At 43.5% G+C, this 15,297-nt stretch carries 13 protein-coding genes and 1 other RNA gene; 9 read left to right on the plus strand and 5 right to left on the minus strand.

Translation table 11 applies throughout. The features are described from left to right. Positions 1 to 11 precede the first annotated feature (11 nt). The gene (locus F6K64_RS17605; protein ID WP_009149937.1) at positions 12 to 272 is read right to left on the minus strand and encodes a hypothetical protein; all 261 of its coding nucleotides are present in this window, start codon (positions 270 to 272) and stop codon (positions 12 to 14) included. A gap of 177 nt (positions 273 to 449) precedes the next feature. Beyond that, on the minus strand, positions 450 to 1,538 hold the full coding sequence (gene leuB / locus F6K64_RS17610; protein ID WP_044494583.1) for a 3-isopropylmalate dehydrogenase: 1,089 nt from the start codon (positions 1,536 to 1,538) through the stop codon (positions 450 to 452). 548 nt (positions 1,539 to 2,086) lie between these two features. On the opposite strand from leuB, the gene F6K64_RS17615 reads away from it, so the two are divergent. The 7 genes from F6K64_RS17615 to ffs all read left to right on the plus strand — a co-directional run bounded on the left by F6K64_RS17615 (position 2,087) and on the right by ffs (position 9,410). Next, positions 2,087 to 3,037, plus strand: coding sequence for an ABC transporter ATP-binding protein (locus F6K64_RS17615; protein WP_009149944.1), 951 nt, complete (start codon positions 2,087 to 2,089; stop codon positions 3,035 to 3,037). Between the two features lie 148 nt (positions 3,038 to 3,185). Then, positions 3,186 to 4,904 (plus strand): ABC transporter permease, encoded by a 1,719-nt coding sequence (locus F6K64_RS17620; RefSeq protein ID WP_287265911.1) that lies wholly within the window; start codon positions 3,186 to 3,188, stop codon positions 4,902 to 4,904. 195 nt (positions 4,905 to 5,099) lie between these two features. Further along, on the plus strand, positions 5,100 to 5,501 hold the full coding sequence (locus F6K64_RS17625; RefSeq protein ID WP_287265913.1) for an STAS/SEC14 domain-containing protein: 402 nt from the start codon (positions 5,100 to 5,102) through the stop codon (positions 5,499 to 5,501). Further along, positions 5,494 to 5,670 carry an HNH endonuclease gene (locus F6K64_RS17630; protein WP_137985801.1) on the plus strand — a complete coding sequence of 59 codons (177 nt, stop codon included), beginning with the start codon at positions 5,494 to 5,496 and terminating at the stop codon, positions 5,668 to 5,670. Before F6K64_RS17625 ends, F6K64_RS17630 begins: the two co-directional genes overlap by 8 nt. A gap of 451 nt (positions 5,671 to 6,121) precedes the next feature. Next, positions 6,122 to 7,981 carry a biosynthetic-type acetolactate synthase large subunit gene (gene ilvB, locus F6K64_RS17635; protein ID WP_287265916.1) on the plus strand — a complete coding sequence of 620 codons (1,860 nt, stop codon included), beginning with the start codon at positions 6,122 to 6,124 and terminating at the stop codon, positions 7,979 to 7,981. 823 nt (positions 7,982 to 8,804) lie between these two features. Beyond that, entirely contained in the window at positions 8,805 to 9,257 is a 453-nt protein-coding gene (locus F6K64_RS17640; RefSeq protein WP_287265918.1) for a hypothetical protein, read from the plus strand. Between the two features lie 56 nt (positions 9,258 to 9,313). After that, an RNA gene (gene ffs, locus F6K64_RS17645) (signal recognition particle sRNA small type) lies at positions 9,314 to 9,410 on the plus strand. Between the two features lie 77 nt (positions 9,411 to 9,487). Here ffs and F6K64_RS17650 read toward each other — a convergent pair. The 3 genes from F6K64_RS17650 to F6K64_RS17660 all read right to left on the minus strand — a co-directional run bounded on the left by F6K64_RS17650 (position 9,488) and on the right by F6K64_RS17660 (position 12,561). Then, the gene (locus F6K64_RS17650) at positions 9,488 to 10,159 is read right to left on the minus strand and encodes a hypothetical protein (RefSeq protein ID WP_287265919.1); all 672 of its coding nucleotides are present in this window, start codon (positions 10,157 to 10,159) and stop codon (positions 9,488 to 9,490) included. Between the two features lie 457 nt (positions 10,160 to 10,616). Beyond that, positions 10,617 to 10,979, minus strand: a complete 363-nt coding sequence (locus tag F6K64_RS17655) for a hypothetical protein (RefSeq protein ID WP_287265920.1) — start codon at positions 10,977 to 10,979, stop codon at positions 10,617 to 10,619. A gap of 103 nt (positions 10,980 to 11,082) precedes the next feature. Next, a complete protein-coding gene (locus F6K64_RS17660; RefSeq protein ID WP_287265922.1) occupies positions 11,083 to 12,561 on the minus strand; it encodes a protein kinase domain-containing protein in 1,479 nt (492 codons plus the stop codon). Positions 12,562 to 12,891: 330 nt separating this feature from the next. Here F6K64_RS17660 and F6K64_RS17665 point away from each other — a divergent pair, with 330 nt between their 5' ends. Next, entirely contained in the window at positions 12,892 to 13,746 is an 855-nt protein-coding gene (locus F6K64_RS17665; protein ID WP_287266023.1) for a shikimate dehydrogenase, read from the plus strand. 213 nt (positions 13,747 to 13,959) lie between these two features. After that, positions 13,960 to 15,219 (plus strand): RNA-guided endonuclease IscB, encoded by a 1,260-nt coding sequence (gene iscB, locus F6K64_RS17670; RefSeq protein WP_287255028.1) that lies wholly within the window; start codon positions 13,960 to 13,962, stop codon positions 15,217 to 15,219. Positions 15,220 to 15,297: the final 78 nt, after the last annotated feature.

Genomic DNA, 15,297 nt, shown 5'->3' on the forward strand with positions numbered 1-15,297 from the left:
CTTAATATTTATTAATAAAAGTCCCCTTCTAGTTGACTCAAAGGCACAAAGCATTCAGTTGGTAGAAGGATAGGTTTATCACTAAAGATTAACTTTCCTCTGAGGGTATATCTGTCAATGGCTACACCAGATGGCTGTTCATCTTGGTATGGATGAACTTCGTAGTAAACCCGGTAGATGTGCTTAGCTGCTCTCAAAACCGTAGGATCTATCAGCTTCGGTAGCTCAAGCCGAGTTTGGTAGTTTTCTTGTCTTTGTTGTGATGTATACACCACACTTTTTACCCTATTATTTCAGTTTGACTGTAATCCAATCACGCCCTAACAGCAAGGGGGTATTTCCGCAAAAGGGCACTGATTAACCAGGGGAAACCAACAGATTTTCCTGAGTTATTATAAGTAACAGCAGGTTTACCCGATCAAATCAAGGGATAATATCAAGGGATAAGATCAAGATTGTTCTAGGCACTGAATTAGAGAATCTCCCATAGCACGACAACCTAAGAGATTCATGCCTTCTGAGATGATATCTCCTGTGCGATCGCCTTTATCTAAAACCTTTACAACTGCTTGTTCAATGGAATCTGCTGCTTGGGGCTGGTTCAAGCCGTAACGTAACATCATCGCAGCACTGAGTACCATCGCTAAGGGATTAGCTTTATCTTGACCGGCAATATCTGGAGCCGAGCCATGAACAGGTTCAAAGACTCCAGGGCTAGATTCACTTAAACTGGCAGAGGGTAACATGCCGATACTACCGGTAAGCATAGCAGCAGCATCCGATAAAATATCCCCGAACATATTACCGGTAACAATGGTATCAAATTGTTTGGGAGCTCTGACCAATTGCATAGCAGCATTATCCACGTATAGGTGAGACAGTTCCACATCGGGATATTCTGCTGCTAGGGTTGTAATGCGATCGCGCCACAACTGGGACACATCCAACACATTAGCTTTATCCACCGAACAAAGTTTACCACCACGTTTTTTAGCCGTTTCAAACCCTACTCTAGCAATGCGGTCAATTTCGGCTTCGGTGTAAGCCATAGTATTGACTCCCCGTTTTTCCCCAGTTTCCTGAGAAAAAATTCCTTTAGGTTGTCCAAAGTAGATCCCACCAGTCAGTTCTCTAACCACCATAATATCTACCCCTTCAACCACATTTCGTTTCAAGGTCGAGGCATCAATCAGTTGGGGGAATATTGTCGCTGGTCGGAGATTAGCAAACAATCCTAACCCTGCTCTTAATCCCAACAATCCGGTTTCTGGTCGTTGGTGGCGGGGGAGATTATCCCACTTGTAACCCCCAATGGCAGCGAGTAAAACCGCATCACTATTGCGACATAGTTCTAGTGTATCAGTAGGTAGGGGTTCATTAGTAGCATCAATAGCTACGCCACCGATTAGGGCCTCGGTAAATTTAAAATTAATATCGAATCGCTTGCCAACGAGGTTCAATACATCTACAGCTACTGCCATGATTTCTGGGCCAATCCCGTCACCAGGTAGCAGGGTAATGCGGTAGGAGTAAGTCATAGTATTTTGGTCGATGCTTAAGTATGAGGTGTCGTGGGTATAAGTTATAGCGTTGTCTTGATGCAGTCGCTCATGGGGGAAACCCCCAAGACCGCGCTGCATCGCTCGATACTATAGCATCTGGCCGGTGTATGAGGGTAATTTTTTGATCAGCAGAGTTGGCAAGGGATAGGTTAAGGGATGTCACCGATGTAACTGATAGACTCAGACTTCGCCACAAAAGAAAAGTCCGGAAGGAATCCCTAAGCTAGGGATAACTGATACAAATCAATAACTCAAATAATTGATCAATAATTCCAATAAATCTAGGCAAGCTCAAGCGCCCTAGGTCAACTGATAGATCGAAACCGATAGATCTAAACCGATAGATCAAGAATAAAGCGCTAGGCTGGAAAAAAAACCAACATCTGAATTTACCCTTGCGGTGCGACCCCGCGCTTTTTCACAGGGCTAGGGAACGCCCACCAATAGAAGGCTTTGGTATTGTCCTTTATTGGCCCAGACAGACCTTAGTCTTAGGTAATTGAAATAACTAAAACCAGACTCTGATGGTAAAAGAACTGGCTATTGATACCCGTGGACTAACCAAGCAATTCGACCGGCATGTGGCTGTGCATGAGGTGGATTTGCAAGTGGAAAGCGGTGAAGTTTACGGCTTAATTGGACCGAATGGTGCTGGAAAAACCACCCTGATCCGGATGTTAGCTGCAGCGGAAGAACCTACCACTGGTGAGATTTACATCAATGGTCAGCGTTTGCTAAGAGATCAAAGCAATCCTAGGCTAAAACAGCGTTTAGGCTATCTACCTGATGATTTTCCCCTCTATGAAGATTTGACGGTTTGGGACTACCTAGACTACTTCGCACGTCTATATAAATTAAGAGGCTCAAAACGCCGACAACGCTTATACGATGTTCTGGAACTGATTGAATTAACCAACAAGCGTAATAGTTTGATTTCTACCCTCTCCCGGGGGATGAAACAGCGCCTTAGCCTGGCTCGAACTATTATTCATGAACCGATTTTACTGCTGCTGGATGAGCCAGTCTCTGGTCTTGACCCCATTGCTAGAATGAAGTTTCGGGAAATTATTAAGGTTCTCCAAGAAGCGGGGATGACCATTCTAATTTCCTCCCATGTCTTGAGTGATTTAGCCCAACTGTGTAGCTCAGTAGGCATCATGGAACTAGGGTATCTGCTAGAAAGCGCACCCCTAGATGAGTTTTACCAGCGTCTTGGTCGCCAGCAAATTCTGTTGTCAAGCCTAGGTCAGCTGGATGTACTTAAAGGGGAATTGAAAAATAATCCCCTTGTAGAAGACTGGGAGATATTACCAGAACCAGGTCGGATGCGGATTCATTTTTCAGGAGGTCAAGAGGATTGTGCACAGCTATTGCGATCGCTGGTTAAGGCTGGGATTCCCTTGACAGAATTCCAGTGCTCTCAAGAAGACTTAGAAACAATTTTCCTTAAATTAGGTCATCAGCAAGCATCATAGCTCGATCATAGCTGCATGATAACTAGAGGTGCGACCCAAGGCCGGGTTCCCCGGCCATTGGAAAGCGCACCTAAGTGCAGGTTTGAGCAGGTTAAATCTTGTTGCACAAGTTTCTGAACAAGGAGACTACAAGGAGACTAATAGCGATATGGCACTTAATAATTTAGTTAACCAACTTGGGGAATTGAATCCCCAGGTGTTTCGAGAACTCAAAGGGAGTTTCAAACAGCGCAATGTCCTGATTACAGTGGCAATATCCTTGGTTGGTCAGTTAGTGATGCTGATCGGTTTTGGAAGTCAGCTACCAGTAGCTGATGGTGATCGTACCATTTATAACCGATATTGCACTGGTGTCAAAGACTATTCCAACCTTACTTGCCTACCAAATGGCTTGGGAGGTTTTGAGATTAACTGGTCTCTGTGGTGGCAAGATGTATTTGTCTGGCTGAGTCTTATCGGTATCTTCAGCTTGTTGGTGGTTGGCACCTATATGCTAATCAGTGACCTCTCCAAAGAAGAAAGTCGTGGCACCCTCAACTTTCTGCGCCTGACACCTCAGTCAAGCCGGAGCATCCTAGGTGGCAAACTACTGGGGGTACCAGCATTGCTTTATCTAGCAGTTGCTTTTGCCCTACCATTGCATTTTTGGGCAGCTATTGCTGGTAAAATCCATTTGCTTGAGCTTTTAGGATTTTACACCGTTCTCGGTACCAGTTGCCTATTTTGCTATAGTATGGCGCTACTATTTGGCTTAGTTAGTAGATCTCTAGGAGGTTTCCAAGCTTGGTTAGGTTCTGGTGCTGTACTCATCTTTGTGTGGATCACGACCATGGTGATTCATGACAGTGGTGTCAGCCATTACCCAGCCGATTGGCTAACGTTGTTTAATCCTACCATTGTCTTACCGTACCTGATTGATTCTAATTCCTTTGATGGGAGTAGGATTTCTACTTATCACCGTAGTTTCCAAGATTTGCGCTGGTTTGGTATCCATATCGGTGCCAGTTTCTGGACTATGGCTGGTTTTATTGTCCTCAACTACGGTGTTGGGACCTACTGGCTTGGGCAAGGGCTAAATCGTTGTTTCCATAACCCTAAAGCTACCCTGATTAACAAGCAACAGAGTTACTGGCTGACCGCTAGCTTGCAAGCAGTGATTTTAGGATTTGCCCTCAACCCTCAAGTCAAAAACTGGCGTGGTTATACCCATGGCTTGGAAGAGAATTCACAGATGCTGCTGGTCTTCAACCTGGTGCTGTTTTTAGCTCTGATTGCTGCCTTGAGTCCCCATCGACAAACCTTACAAGATTGGGCCCGTTACCGACATCAGGATCGGACTTTCCGCAAAAAAGGAGGGGTGATAGCTGACTTAATCTGGGGTGACAAAAGTCCAGCTGTGGTAGCAGTGGCAATAAATTGTGCGATCGCATCGGCGATGTTGCTGCCCTGGATCCTACTTTGGCCTGGCAATGAGTACAAGATACCTGCCCTGTTCGCACTGTTGCTCAATAGCACTATTATCATGATTTACGCCACAGTTGCTCAGTTAATGCTGTTGATGAAAGCAAAGAAGCGAGCTGCTGGTGCTGTGATAACGGTAGGAGGATTGATTCTCTTACCCCCCATCCTTTTCTCGATTGGGTCGATGCATCCCTATGATACTCCTGCTTTATGGCTATTTTCCGCATTCCATTGGAGTAGTTTGGAGTATGCTACTGCAAGTAGTGTTTTCTTGGCCATCATTGGTCAGTCCCTAGCCCTAACGTTATTGAACGTACAGCTAGGACGACAATTGCAACAAGCAGGAGAATCAACAACCAAAGCCTTGCTTTCTGGAAAAACCCAATTACCAGTGACTGTTGATTAAGTTTTTTAGTTTACCTAAGGGTTTAAACGACCCTTAGGTCGCCCTTGATCAAGGACTAGATTATCAAAGGAGTTTTTATCCTAATTATCGCGAAATATTTTAACAAAACATCTACCTTGGAGTGTTTAGCGTTATCCCAATGCTTCGCTCCTATTTTTTTATAATTAAATAAGCATTCAACTCGACTAACAACCAATGGGAAATCTTAAAGTCGAAGCTCAGCTATCCTACGACCAGTTACTTAGAGCTGTCGAGCAACTCAGTTTATCTGAACTGGAGAAAGTTGGAGCATACATCATATCCCTCCAGGCACAACGGAAAGCCCCCAGTCTTTCTTCATATCAGGCTAGGTTGCTAATAACTATTAATCAAGGTGTACCACCAGACCTTCAAAACCGCTACGATGAACTGATTCAAAAACGAAGAATGGAGATGCTGACACCTGATGAGTATAGGCAACTTTTGGCTTTAAGTGATCAAGTGGAAACTATCGAAGCTAAACGTGTCGAAGCCATGGCAGAATTAGCTCGTTTACGTCAAATATCCTTAAGCACCCTGATGGCAGATTTGGATATGCATCTCCCTGGCAATGTCTGAGAAATCAATTAAAGCAAAACATAGACAAGCAGTTGAATCACGAGCTCAAGGATGTTGTGAATATTGTCGGAGCCAAGCTCGCTTTGCCACGCAATCTTTTTCGATCGAACATATCCAACGTCTAAGTCGAGAGGTAAAAACTGAACTCGATAACTTAGCCCTAGCATGAGGTTCGAAAAATAATTAGATTTTGCAAAACGATCTAAAATCCTACTGGTTTAATTTGGAACTTTATTCACCATTAAAATTAGTCCTTACTTATTTAGTACTAAAATAATAGAATAAATTAAATTATAAATTTTTCCTAAAGCATAACTAGTTAGAGTTACCACTGGCATACAATCTTAAACTGATTTATCTATTTGATGCTTCTAGCTGATAACTAGACCCAGAGTGCTCAACCGAAAAATCCTGCCAAGTTGTCTGGACAGTTCCATATATTAAGAGTAAACTGAAACACAAAACCCCTACTGTAGTAAAATTAACAGTTATTCTAAAATTCTGCTCAGCTATTATCAGCAATCTAACACCATTAACAGCATAGGTGTTCTTGACCTTGGCGAATTTAATTCGCCACGGGTCGCACCGAAGGAACCGATCTACCACTAGAGGTGATAAGCGTGCAATCCCAAGTAATCTCAAAAACCCCAGGCTCATCAACTACCCCCACTCGCCGCACAGGAGCATTTGCTCTAATGGATAGTCTCCACCGTCACGGTGTGACCCATATCTTTGGCTATCCCGGTGGAGCAATTTTACCTATCTATGACGAACTATACCACTGGGAAACTGCTGGTAAAATACAGCACATCTTAGTCCGACACGAGCAAGGAGCATCCCACGCTGCTGATGGTTATGCTCGTGCTACTGGCAAAGTCGGTGTGTGTTTTGCTACATCTGGTCCAGGAGCCACTAACCTAGTTACCGGTATAGCTACCGCTCACATGGACTCAATTCCTCTAATTTGTGTAACCGGTCAAGTCGCCCGTCCTGCCATTGGTTCTGATGCCTTCCAGGAAACCGATATCTATGGGATTACTTTGCCCGTTGTCAAACACTCTTATGTGGTGCGTGACCCTGCTGATATGGCGCGGATTGTTGCCGAAGCTTTCCACATCGCTAGCACCGGACGTCCTGGACCAGTCCTGATTGACATACCCAAAGACGTGGGTTTAGAGGAATGTGACTACGTACCTGTGGAAGCCAATACACTCAAGTTGGTGGGCTATCGTCCCACACTAAAGGGCAATCCCCGCCAAATTAACCAAGCCCTAAATTTAATTCGGCAAGCACGACGACCTCTGCTTTACGTTGGTGGTGGAACCATTGCTGCTGGTGCCCATGATGAACTGCGCCAACTAGCAGAAATCTTCCAAATTCCGGTAACTACGACGTTGATGGGTAAGGGAGCATTTGATGAATCCCATCCCCTATCCCTAAAAATGCTGGGGATGCATGGCACTGCCTATGCTAACTTTGCTGTTAGTGAGTGTGACCTGCTGATTGCTGTAGGGGCGCGATTTGATGACCGGGTGACCGGGAAACTGGATCAGTTTGCCTCTCACGCTCAAGTGATTCACATCGACATTGATCCCGCTGAGGTGGGTAAAAACCGCTCTCCCCAAGTACCGATTGTAGGGGATGTGCGCCGGGTTTTGCAAGATATGTTGCGCCGTTACCAGGAAATGAATATCTCAGCAGAACCTAATCAAACCCAAGAATGGCTAGCACGGATTAACCGTTGGCGTGAGGACTATCCCTTGCATGTGCCTGAATACCCCGATAGTCTATCTCCCCAAGAAGTGATTGTAGAGGTAGGGCGTCAAGCACCTAAAGCTTACTACACCACGGATGTCGGTCAACATCAGATGTGGGCAGCTCAATTTCTTAATAATGGACCGCGCCAGTGGATTTCCAGTGGGGGATTGGGAACTATGGGCTATGGCATGCCAGCAGCCATGGGAGTCCAGGTAGCATTACCCGATCAGCAAGTGATTTGTATTGCTGGTGATGCTAGTATCCAGATGAATATTCAGGAGCTGGGTACCCTCGCCCAATATGGCATCAATGTTAAGACCGTGATCATTAACAACGGTTGGCAGGGAATGGTGCGCCAGTGGCAACAAGCATTCTTTGGGCAGCGTTATTCCTCTTCCAATATGGAAGTCGGGATGCCGGATTTTGTGCAACTGGCTCAGGCTTACGAGGTTAAGGGCATGATAGTTACTAGTCGGGATGAACTACAGGATGCGATCGCACAAATGCTAGCCTACGATGGTCCTGTCTTGTTAGATGTTCATGTCACCAAAGACGAGAATTGTTACCCAATGGTAGCCCCTGGTAAGAGTAATGCCCAAATGATCGGTTTACCAGAAAAAGCATTACTTAAGAATGCTACGGAGCTAATCTATTGCAGTAACTGTGGTGCCAAGAATGTAGCAAGTAACAATTTTTGTCCTGAGTGCGGCACCAAGCTTTAATCTTTGGCCTTGCTGATTAATGGCATGATTTATGGAAATCGGTAATGGATAATAGTCATGAATAATTGGTAATTCACTATTGGCTAACTACCCAAATCTAATTCCTATCATTCATTAGTTCAGCAAAGCTGATAATTTCTAATTTAACCTTACTTACTTCGCTCACCAGCGGAGTTTTTTTTTGGCAAGTATCCTCATCAGTTTTTATTCAACAGCTGTTTCCGTAGCTTGCCCAAGCGCCCATAAACTGATAGCACCTCAAGAAGCACCATATGTTATGTAGCTTATTAGCTGATACCTTACCTCATACCTAATTCTAAATTACCTGCCAGATTGGTAATCCTTGAGTGTAATCATACATAAGTTAGACATTCGTATACGTTATCCCATACATTAGTCTCCGATAATCATAACATAAGCAACCTAGAAGAGCTATTTAGGAATCAAGATTCTAGTGATAAGTGTTAATAGTGAATCCTATTGACTACCCAAGAATCTGCTACTCGTTTGAAAAGGCTGTGTGTGCATCTACATTAGTGATTTGGGATTGGCACAACAAGCACTAATCAACCCTGAGTGAGACTAAGATTACTACATTGGTATTCTAGAGGTGCGACCCGTGGCGAATTAAATTCGCCAAGTAAGAGCGCACCTAAACGCTTTTTAAGCCTGGAACATGAAATTTTTGGAGCCATTGGTAATCGTAATACAATTATAAATTACCAAAAGGTAAGATTTATTCGTTACAGGCATTGCTAATAATTGTAATAACTAAAAATCACTCTTAAGTCAACATTAATTCAAACGCTTATTGCTATTGTATATGATTAATACTAAGATAGTTCGTAATGGCCTAGCTCTCCTAGCTAGTAGCTTACTATTCACCCCCACTGCTGGTTTGGCTAGCTCTGCTCGTCAGGGGCAAGTTGAAACTAAATTAATCGCAGCAGCAAAGTATTTAAGAAACAGCGAGTATATGCCAACTCATCCACCGTTAGTCAATAGACTTTCCCGGAACCAAGTCGATGCATTTACCCTGGAGCTAGAAGCTGGTAAATCTTATACCTTAGTAAGTTTTTGTGATGATGCTTGTCTTGATATTGACCTAGGTCTGTATGATAACAATGGCCAAACCGTTGACTATGATACTGACTATGGTCAATATCCCATTGTTCAAGTTACCCCTCGCGGCAGTGGGAAATTTATGGTTAAAGTGGGTATGCCCCACTGTGTAAGCTCTTCATGCTATTACGGGGTGGGGATATTCGCGAAATAGATCAAGACGATTGATCTTCCTTCCCATTTTGAAAAATTCATGCTATTATAATATGTGGTTCGGATCGACGCGATCGCAACGCCCAAACCTTGTCAGGACCGGAAGGTAGCAGCAATAAGGGATGCTTACGATAGGCGTAGACTCCGAGCCACTCTCGTAGCCACAACAAATAGCCACCACAGATAGCCACAAAACCATACACTTCGCTGCAGTTGTCGGTAACTACACCTCTAATCCGACATAACCTCGATAATTTCAGTATCTGAAATCATTTCGCCATTATGAACTAAATCCTGATGATTGTTGGAATTTAAGGTAACCTTGATTTCATTTTTACCAGGTTCAAGCTTGCCAATATAGTACCAATTGCTGTAAATCCTGTTAATTTTTTTGCCATTGATGTATAGATGTCCATGTCCTTCTCCTGGTTGATGGGCTTTGCTAGCATTCTTGGGAGAAAATTGGAAGTTAGAAACCTTTATTTCTAAATTCCATCCTGTCATCGGATCTGGATACACCACTAGGTCAACATCTGGGACAGGTTGACCAGAAGGAATTTCCATTGTGCCATGATGATGACCCATTCCTTCACCATGGTTGCTACTGCTACCGGCCTTGTGATTATGGTGATTATGCTCCATCTGTTTACTATGGTGATTACCGGTTTCGGTTTTATGACCATGGAGCTGAGCATGGAGCTGTTCAGAATCTAGATCTTCATAGGCTACCATTCCACAACCACTACCAAGTAAGCTGATAGTTACTAGACTGGCTGATGCTAATTTTAAAATAGTTCTAAGTGCTGAAAATAGTGTTAAGTCCTGAGGGCTAAGTATGCTTTCTTTGGCTCGGTAACTTAATAAGGTCTTGCTCATCCGATCGACAATTGTTGTTTCTACCATGGACTTTTGTAAATTGCCCATGAAATATTAAATCAGGTCAGGTTAATTGTCAAAAGACAAGCTGTAAAACTTATTAATTAGTTTAGGTAAGCAGTCAGCAGTCAGCAGTCAGCAGTCAGCAGTCAGCTTAAAATAAACCTTTTTGGCCTATGGCCACGCTACACAGAACAGCTTTGTGGCACAGGCTTCTATTAGTGGCACAGGCTTTGACCCTGTGAGATTAGCTAATGGTTACCTCTTTATTCAAAAGCTAATAGCTAATAGCTAATAGTTAATAACTCATATAGCGTTTATAGGACTCATGAGGTACAGTCTTATTTGAAGGTGATTACCTGTCTGAAGGCAGCCCATCGCTATTCCCTCTTATCTCTTCCCTGTCCCCAGATCCGCTGTTCCCTGTTCCCTAAAATCTAGAAATTGTGTACCTCACCAGTCGTATAATTGCTATAATTTACGATTACCAACCCACTTCTTGAGCTACTCCATACAATTCTTCTAAATGTCGGCAAAATTCACTGTAGGTTCCAATTGGGCGTGCGTCTAATCCAGTTAAATCTAAATTTTCTTCAGTACTTTTCTGTTGGAGGTCTACTCCTTCCTGTTTGTTCCGCATATTTAATCGGTAAGCATTTTGGTCTGGATAAATTTCAAAAATTATCTCGATCGCGTCTTCATAGGTATCTAAGGAAAGGCTTAGATCGAAGGGCTTTCCAGGTAAAACTAAGCTTATGCTGTCATAGCCTGTTACTTCTTCTGTGTAAAAAACTTGCGATTCGGACATGCTGATAATTATTTGAGTCCAGGCAGGAAAGCTAGTCATGTTTATTCTCCTTTAGGTAGTGATAGCAATGCCCCTAGGCTTAACCTGGAACTAGCATCGAACGCACTGAACACACCGACGCTACTGTTGAGCAATAGGTGATTCACCACGGCACTAGGGAGGTTACCCCAATCAAGAATACTAATAATAACAACAATAGTAGAGTAACTATGATACCAGTAATGACGAAGGATGTGATTGCCCAACCCCGTTGATGGCGCTTAAAGGCTTTGATACTCTTCCAACGGCGACTTTTCCATGCCCACTCATTGCCCTTGATGCCCAAAATAATCCCCATCACTGGCCAAGCAAGAAATCCAGTCACTAAGGATAGATCCGTCCAGGCAATCAGTCCAATCCACACTTGATTGGTAACACACCACAAACCTGGTAAACAAAAGGCACCCCAGTTCCAGCCTTGAATCTCTGCTGGCACTGGCACAGATTCGTTAAACACTTGCTTACAACCGGAATTATTGATGGGAGTCGGTGGCGGGTAGGATTTAGACTGGGGAGTTACAGCTACAGTACCCTTGATTTCTGTTTCTCTAACTTTAGAATCATCAGAATAATCGGTTCCGATTAGGTTTAGAACCTCTTGAGCAGATTGGAATCGCTCAGAGGGTTGGGATGCTAGCAAACGAGATAGAATACTATTAAAATCTGGGGATAGAGTTACTTCTTCTTCAGTTCGCCAGTTGAGGGTATAAGGATCAACCAGTTCCTGGGGCTGTTTGCCAGTCATCAGTACTAGCGCTGTTACTCCCAAAGCATACAGGTCACTATGGGGAGCAGCAATCCCTAGGCGTAGCTGTTCATCAGGTGCATAGCCAACTTTACCTAGACAAGTCCCACCAGCGTAGATGGCAGAGTTTTGCCCACTTGTTACCGGAGTATTGACTTCTAGGGCAATTTGTTTGACACCACCCAAGTCAATTAATACTGGCACTCCATCGGAAGCACGACGGATAATATTGTCTGGAGCAATATCCCGGTGAATTATGCCTAATTGGTGCAGGTAGCTTAAGACCGGGAGCAATTGCTGAAACAGTTGGATAATTTCGGTTTCGCTGAACCGTTCCCCTTTGCTTACTCGTTCTTCGAGTAAAGTTTGATAGGTTTTTCCTTCAATGTAGTCTTGGACGAGAAACAACCGTTTGCCATCCCGAAAAAATTCCCAGAATCTCGGAATTTGGGGGGATGAAAGCTTGTGCAGCATGGTTGCTTCCCGTTGAAATAGTTCTTCCGCTTTTTCTAGGGTATGGGTGCCTTGGTTTCTTGGAGTCAGCTCTTTTAGGGTTACTAGTTCATTAAAGCGTCCAGTGTCTTTGGCCAGGTAGGTTTTGCCAAATCCCCCTTGTCCTAAGGTGCGCTGAATTATGTAGCGATCGCGTAATCGGCTTCCAGTCTCTAATCTATGGTCTAGATTACTATGGTCTAATGAATTGTCTAGATTAGTATTATTTAGATTAGTCTCTAGGGGACTGGTACTGGAAGGAGATAGAGAGGCACCACAACGAGAGCAAAAACTTGCCCGACTGGGATTGATTTGCTCACATTTCATACAAATGATTGAATTCATGGCTCCACTCTTTTGAATACCAGCTGGGTTCATGCCGTTGCTGCCTAGTTAATTGGTATTATAATTGCCACTATAATTGGCTTGATATGATCTATTTTAGCCACCATGAGAAAAATGATAGTTCATTCAAATGTGATGTTTGGGGTAATAATATTAGACGGTTGACGGTTAATTGTCAAGGAATTGTTAACTAATTATCAACGGAAGGCAGCAATCTTAATAAGACTTAATAAGAAATAGTTAATAAGAAATATTGAAAAATTGAGCAATCTCGCAATTATTAACTATTTCGCGATTAAAATTCAAAGTTATGTGCGTAAAACGTGGGTGATGGTGCAAATAACAGGAACAACAAAGTTACTGGGTGTGATTGGTGATCCAGTGGAACATTCTTTATCACCACTGATGCATAACCGAGCGATCGCATCCTTGGGTGTGGATTATGTCTACCTACCTTTACCGGTAAAATCAGCAGATTTGAAAAATGCGATCGCTGGTTTTGAGGCGATTGGTCTAGTGGGCTTCAGTATCACTATTCCCCACAAACAGACTATCATCCCCTTGTTGTCGGAAATTTCAACAGTGGCTCAAGGGGTGGGAGCAGTGAATACGGTTTATCGCACCGATCAGGGTTGGATTGGTACGAATACCGATATCGAAGGATTTATCTCCCCGTTGCAAGGGTATGACCGGGATTGGAGTCAAACTACTGTAGTCATTTTGGGGTGTGGTGGTGCAGCACGAGCTGTAGTAGTCGGTTGTGCTCAACTCGGTTGTACTGAGATTCATGTGCTTGGTCGCAATCAGGAAAAGTTAGGTCAATTTCAGGACAGCTGGATTAATTCTGACCTTGCTATTACTATTCATACTCATCCTTGGGAACAACTACCGGAACTCCTGGCCCAAGCCAATTTGTTGGTTAATGCTACTCCGGTGGGGATGTATCCCAAGGTCGAGCAGTCTCCTGTTGATGAGCTAGCCATGGCCAGGTTGCCGGAAAATGCGATCGCTTATGACTTGATTTATACTCCTAATCCTACTCAGTTTTTACGACAAGCCAAAGAACGGGGAGCGATCGCAATTGATGGATTGGAAATGCTGGTGCAACAGGGAGCAGCAGCTTTCAAAATTTGGTTAGGACAAACTCCGCCAGTGGATATTATGCGTCACGCTCTCCTAGTGTAAGCCTTGGTAATCCCCGGTAACTCTTGGAATTGCCAAACTAGGATGCAGACTTAGGATTAATTTCCTACGTTGATTTGGTTATGACACCCAAGGGTGAACTCCAGCCCTTGGCTCTGTCGCTAATCATTAAGTCAAAGGCAAAATGTGTGATTAGCTTAACAAGCCATTTTAACCTTGTCGAGGAACACATTACCGAATTGAGACGCATTAAAAATGCAAAATTACGTATTTGTTATTGACACGAACAAACAGCCATTAAATCCAATTACTCCAAAGAAGGCACGTCGGTTATTGGATAAAGGTAAAGCTGCGGTTTTTAGGATGTACCCGTTCACAATCATTTTGAAAACAGCGATCAATAATCCAACGATATCACCCTGCCAAATAAAGATAGATCCTGGCAGTAAAGTAACTGGATTTGCCTTAATTCAAAACAACCAAGTCATTTGGGGAATGGAGCTAGAGCACAGAGGAGGATTGATCAAGAAAAAACTAGAATCTAGAAGGGCTGTAAGGCGTGGGAGGCGTAACCGAAACACTCGCTATAGAAAACCCAGATTCCTTAACCGTAAGCGCCCAGAGGGATGGCTACCCCCTAGTTTAGAACACAGGATTTTGACTACTCAAACCTGGGTTAAGCGATTGATTAAGTTTTGCCCAGTAAATGAGATTTGGGTTGAAAGAGTTAAGTTTGACACCCAAAAAATGCAAAATCCTGAAATTAGTGGAGTTGAGTACCAACAGGGGGAACTAGCTGGTTACGAGGTCAGAGAGTATTTGCTTGAAAAATGGGGGAGGGAATGCACTTATTGTGGCAAGCAAAATGTACCCTTACAGGTTGAGCATATCCATCCAAAATCAAAAGGAGGAAGCGATCGCGTAAGTAATCTTTGTTTAGCTTGCGAAAAATGCAATCAACGAAAAAGTGACAAACCTATAGAGGTTTTCCTAAAAAAGAAGCCGAGCTTGCTCCAAAAGATTAAAGTCAAAGCTAAACTACCATTGAAGGATGCGGCGGCGGTTAACACAACTCGCAACAAGTTAGTGAAAGTACTCCGAAACGCCAGACCTGTAGTAATTGGGACGGGAGCACAAACTAAGTACAACCGGACGAAGCTAAGACTACCTAAACAGCACTGGATTGATGCTGCTTGTGTTGGAGACATTGAGACCCTAATGTTGAAAACCTCTCAGCCACTATTGGCAACCTGTAAAGGGCAGGGTAGCAGACAAAAAGCAGCACTCAATAAATACGGTTACCCCATTAGACACAACCCATTAAGACCGATTAAAGGTTGGGCTACCGGAGATATAGCTAGGCACCAAAAATTAGGAATAGGCAAGGTTACTCCCAGAAGCAAAGGAAGTTTTGGATTTACCCCGTTAGGAATGAAGGGGTACAAGAGCTGTAAACCTCAAGATATATCGGCGATACACCGAAAAGATGGATACACTTACAGCTTTTGCCAGTAAATACCGGAACTTGCCAAGTAATAGTTGCTCTAGATTCACCTGCAGGAGAAATTGGGATTGTTGAAAAGTTAGCTAAAA

It is taken from the genome of Moorena sp. SIO3A2, from assembly GCF_010672265.1.
GTDB classification, from domain to species: Bacteria; Cyanobacteriota; Cyanobacteriia; order Cyanobacteriales; family Coleofasciculaceae; genus Moorena; species Moorena producens.

Coding starts and splice junctions, on each gene's coding strand:
- leuB (WP_044494583.1), bottom strand. CDS start 1,538: ATGACTTACTCCTACCGCATTACCCTGCTACCTGGTGACGGGATTGGC.
- F6K64_RS17615 (WP_009149944.1), top strand. CDS start 2,087: ATGGTAAAAGAACTGGCTATTGATACCCGTGGACTAACCAAGCAATTC.
- F6K64_RS17620 (WP_287265911.1), top strand. CDS start 3,186: ATGGCACTTAATAATTTAGTTAACCAACTTGGGGAATTGAATCCCCAG.
- F6K64_RS17625 (WP_287265913.1), top strand. CDS start 5,100: ATGGGAAATCTTAAAGTCGAAGCTCAGCTATCCTACGACCAGTTACTT.
- F6K64_RS17630 (WP_137985801.1), top strand. CDS start 5,494: ATGTCTGAGAAATCAATTAAAGCAAAACATAGACAAGCAGTTGAATCA.
- F6K64_RS17640 (WP_287265918.1), top strand. CDS start 8,805: ATGATTAATACTAAGATAGTTCGTAATGGCCTAGCTCTCCTAGCTAGT.
- F6K64_RS17650 (WP_287265919.1), bottom strand. CDS start 10,159: ATGGTAGAAACAACAATTGTCGATCGGATGAGCAAGACCTTATTAAGT.
- F6K64_RS17655 (WP_287265920.1), bottom strand. CDS start 10,979: ATGACTAGCTTTCCTGCCTGGACTCAAATAATTATCAGCATGTCCGAA.
- F6K64_RS17660 (WP_287265922.1), bottom strand. CDS start 12,561: ATGAATTCAATCATTTGTATGAAATGTGAGCAAATCAATCCCAGTCGG.
- F6K64_RS17665 (WP_287266023.1), top strand. CDS start 12,892: ATGGTGCAAATAACAGGAACAACAAAGTTACTGGGTGTGATTGGTGAT.
- iscB (WP_287255028.1), top strand. CDS start 13,960: ATGCAAAATTACGTATTTGTTATTGACACGAACAAACAGCCATTAAAT.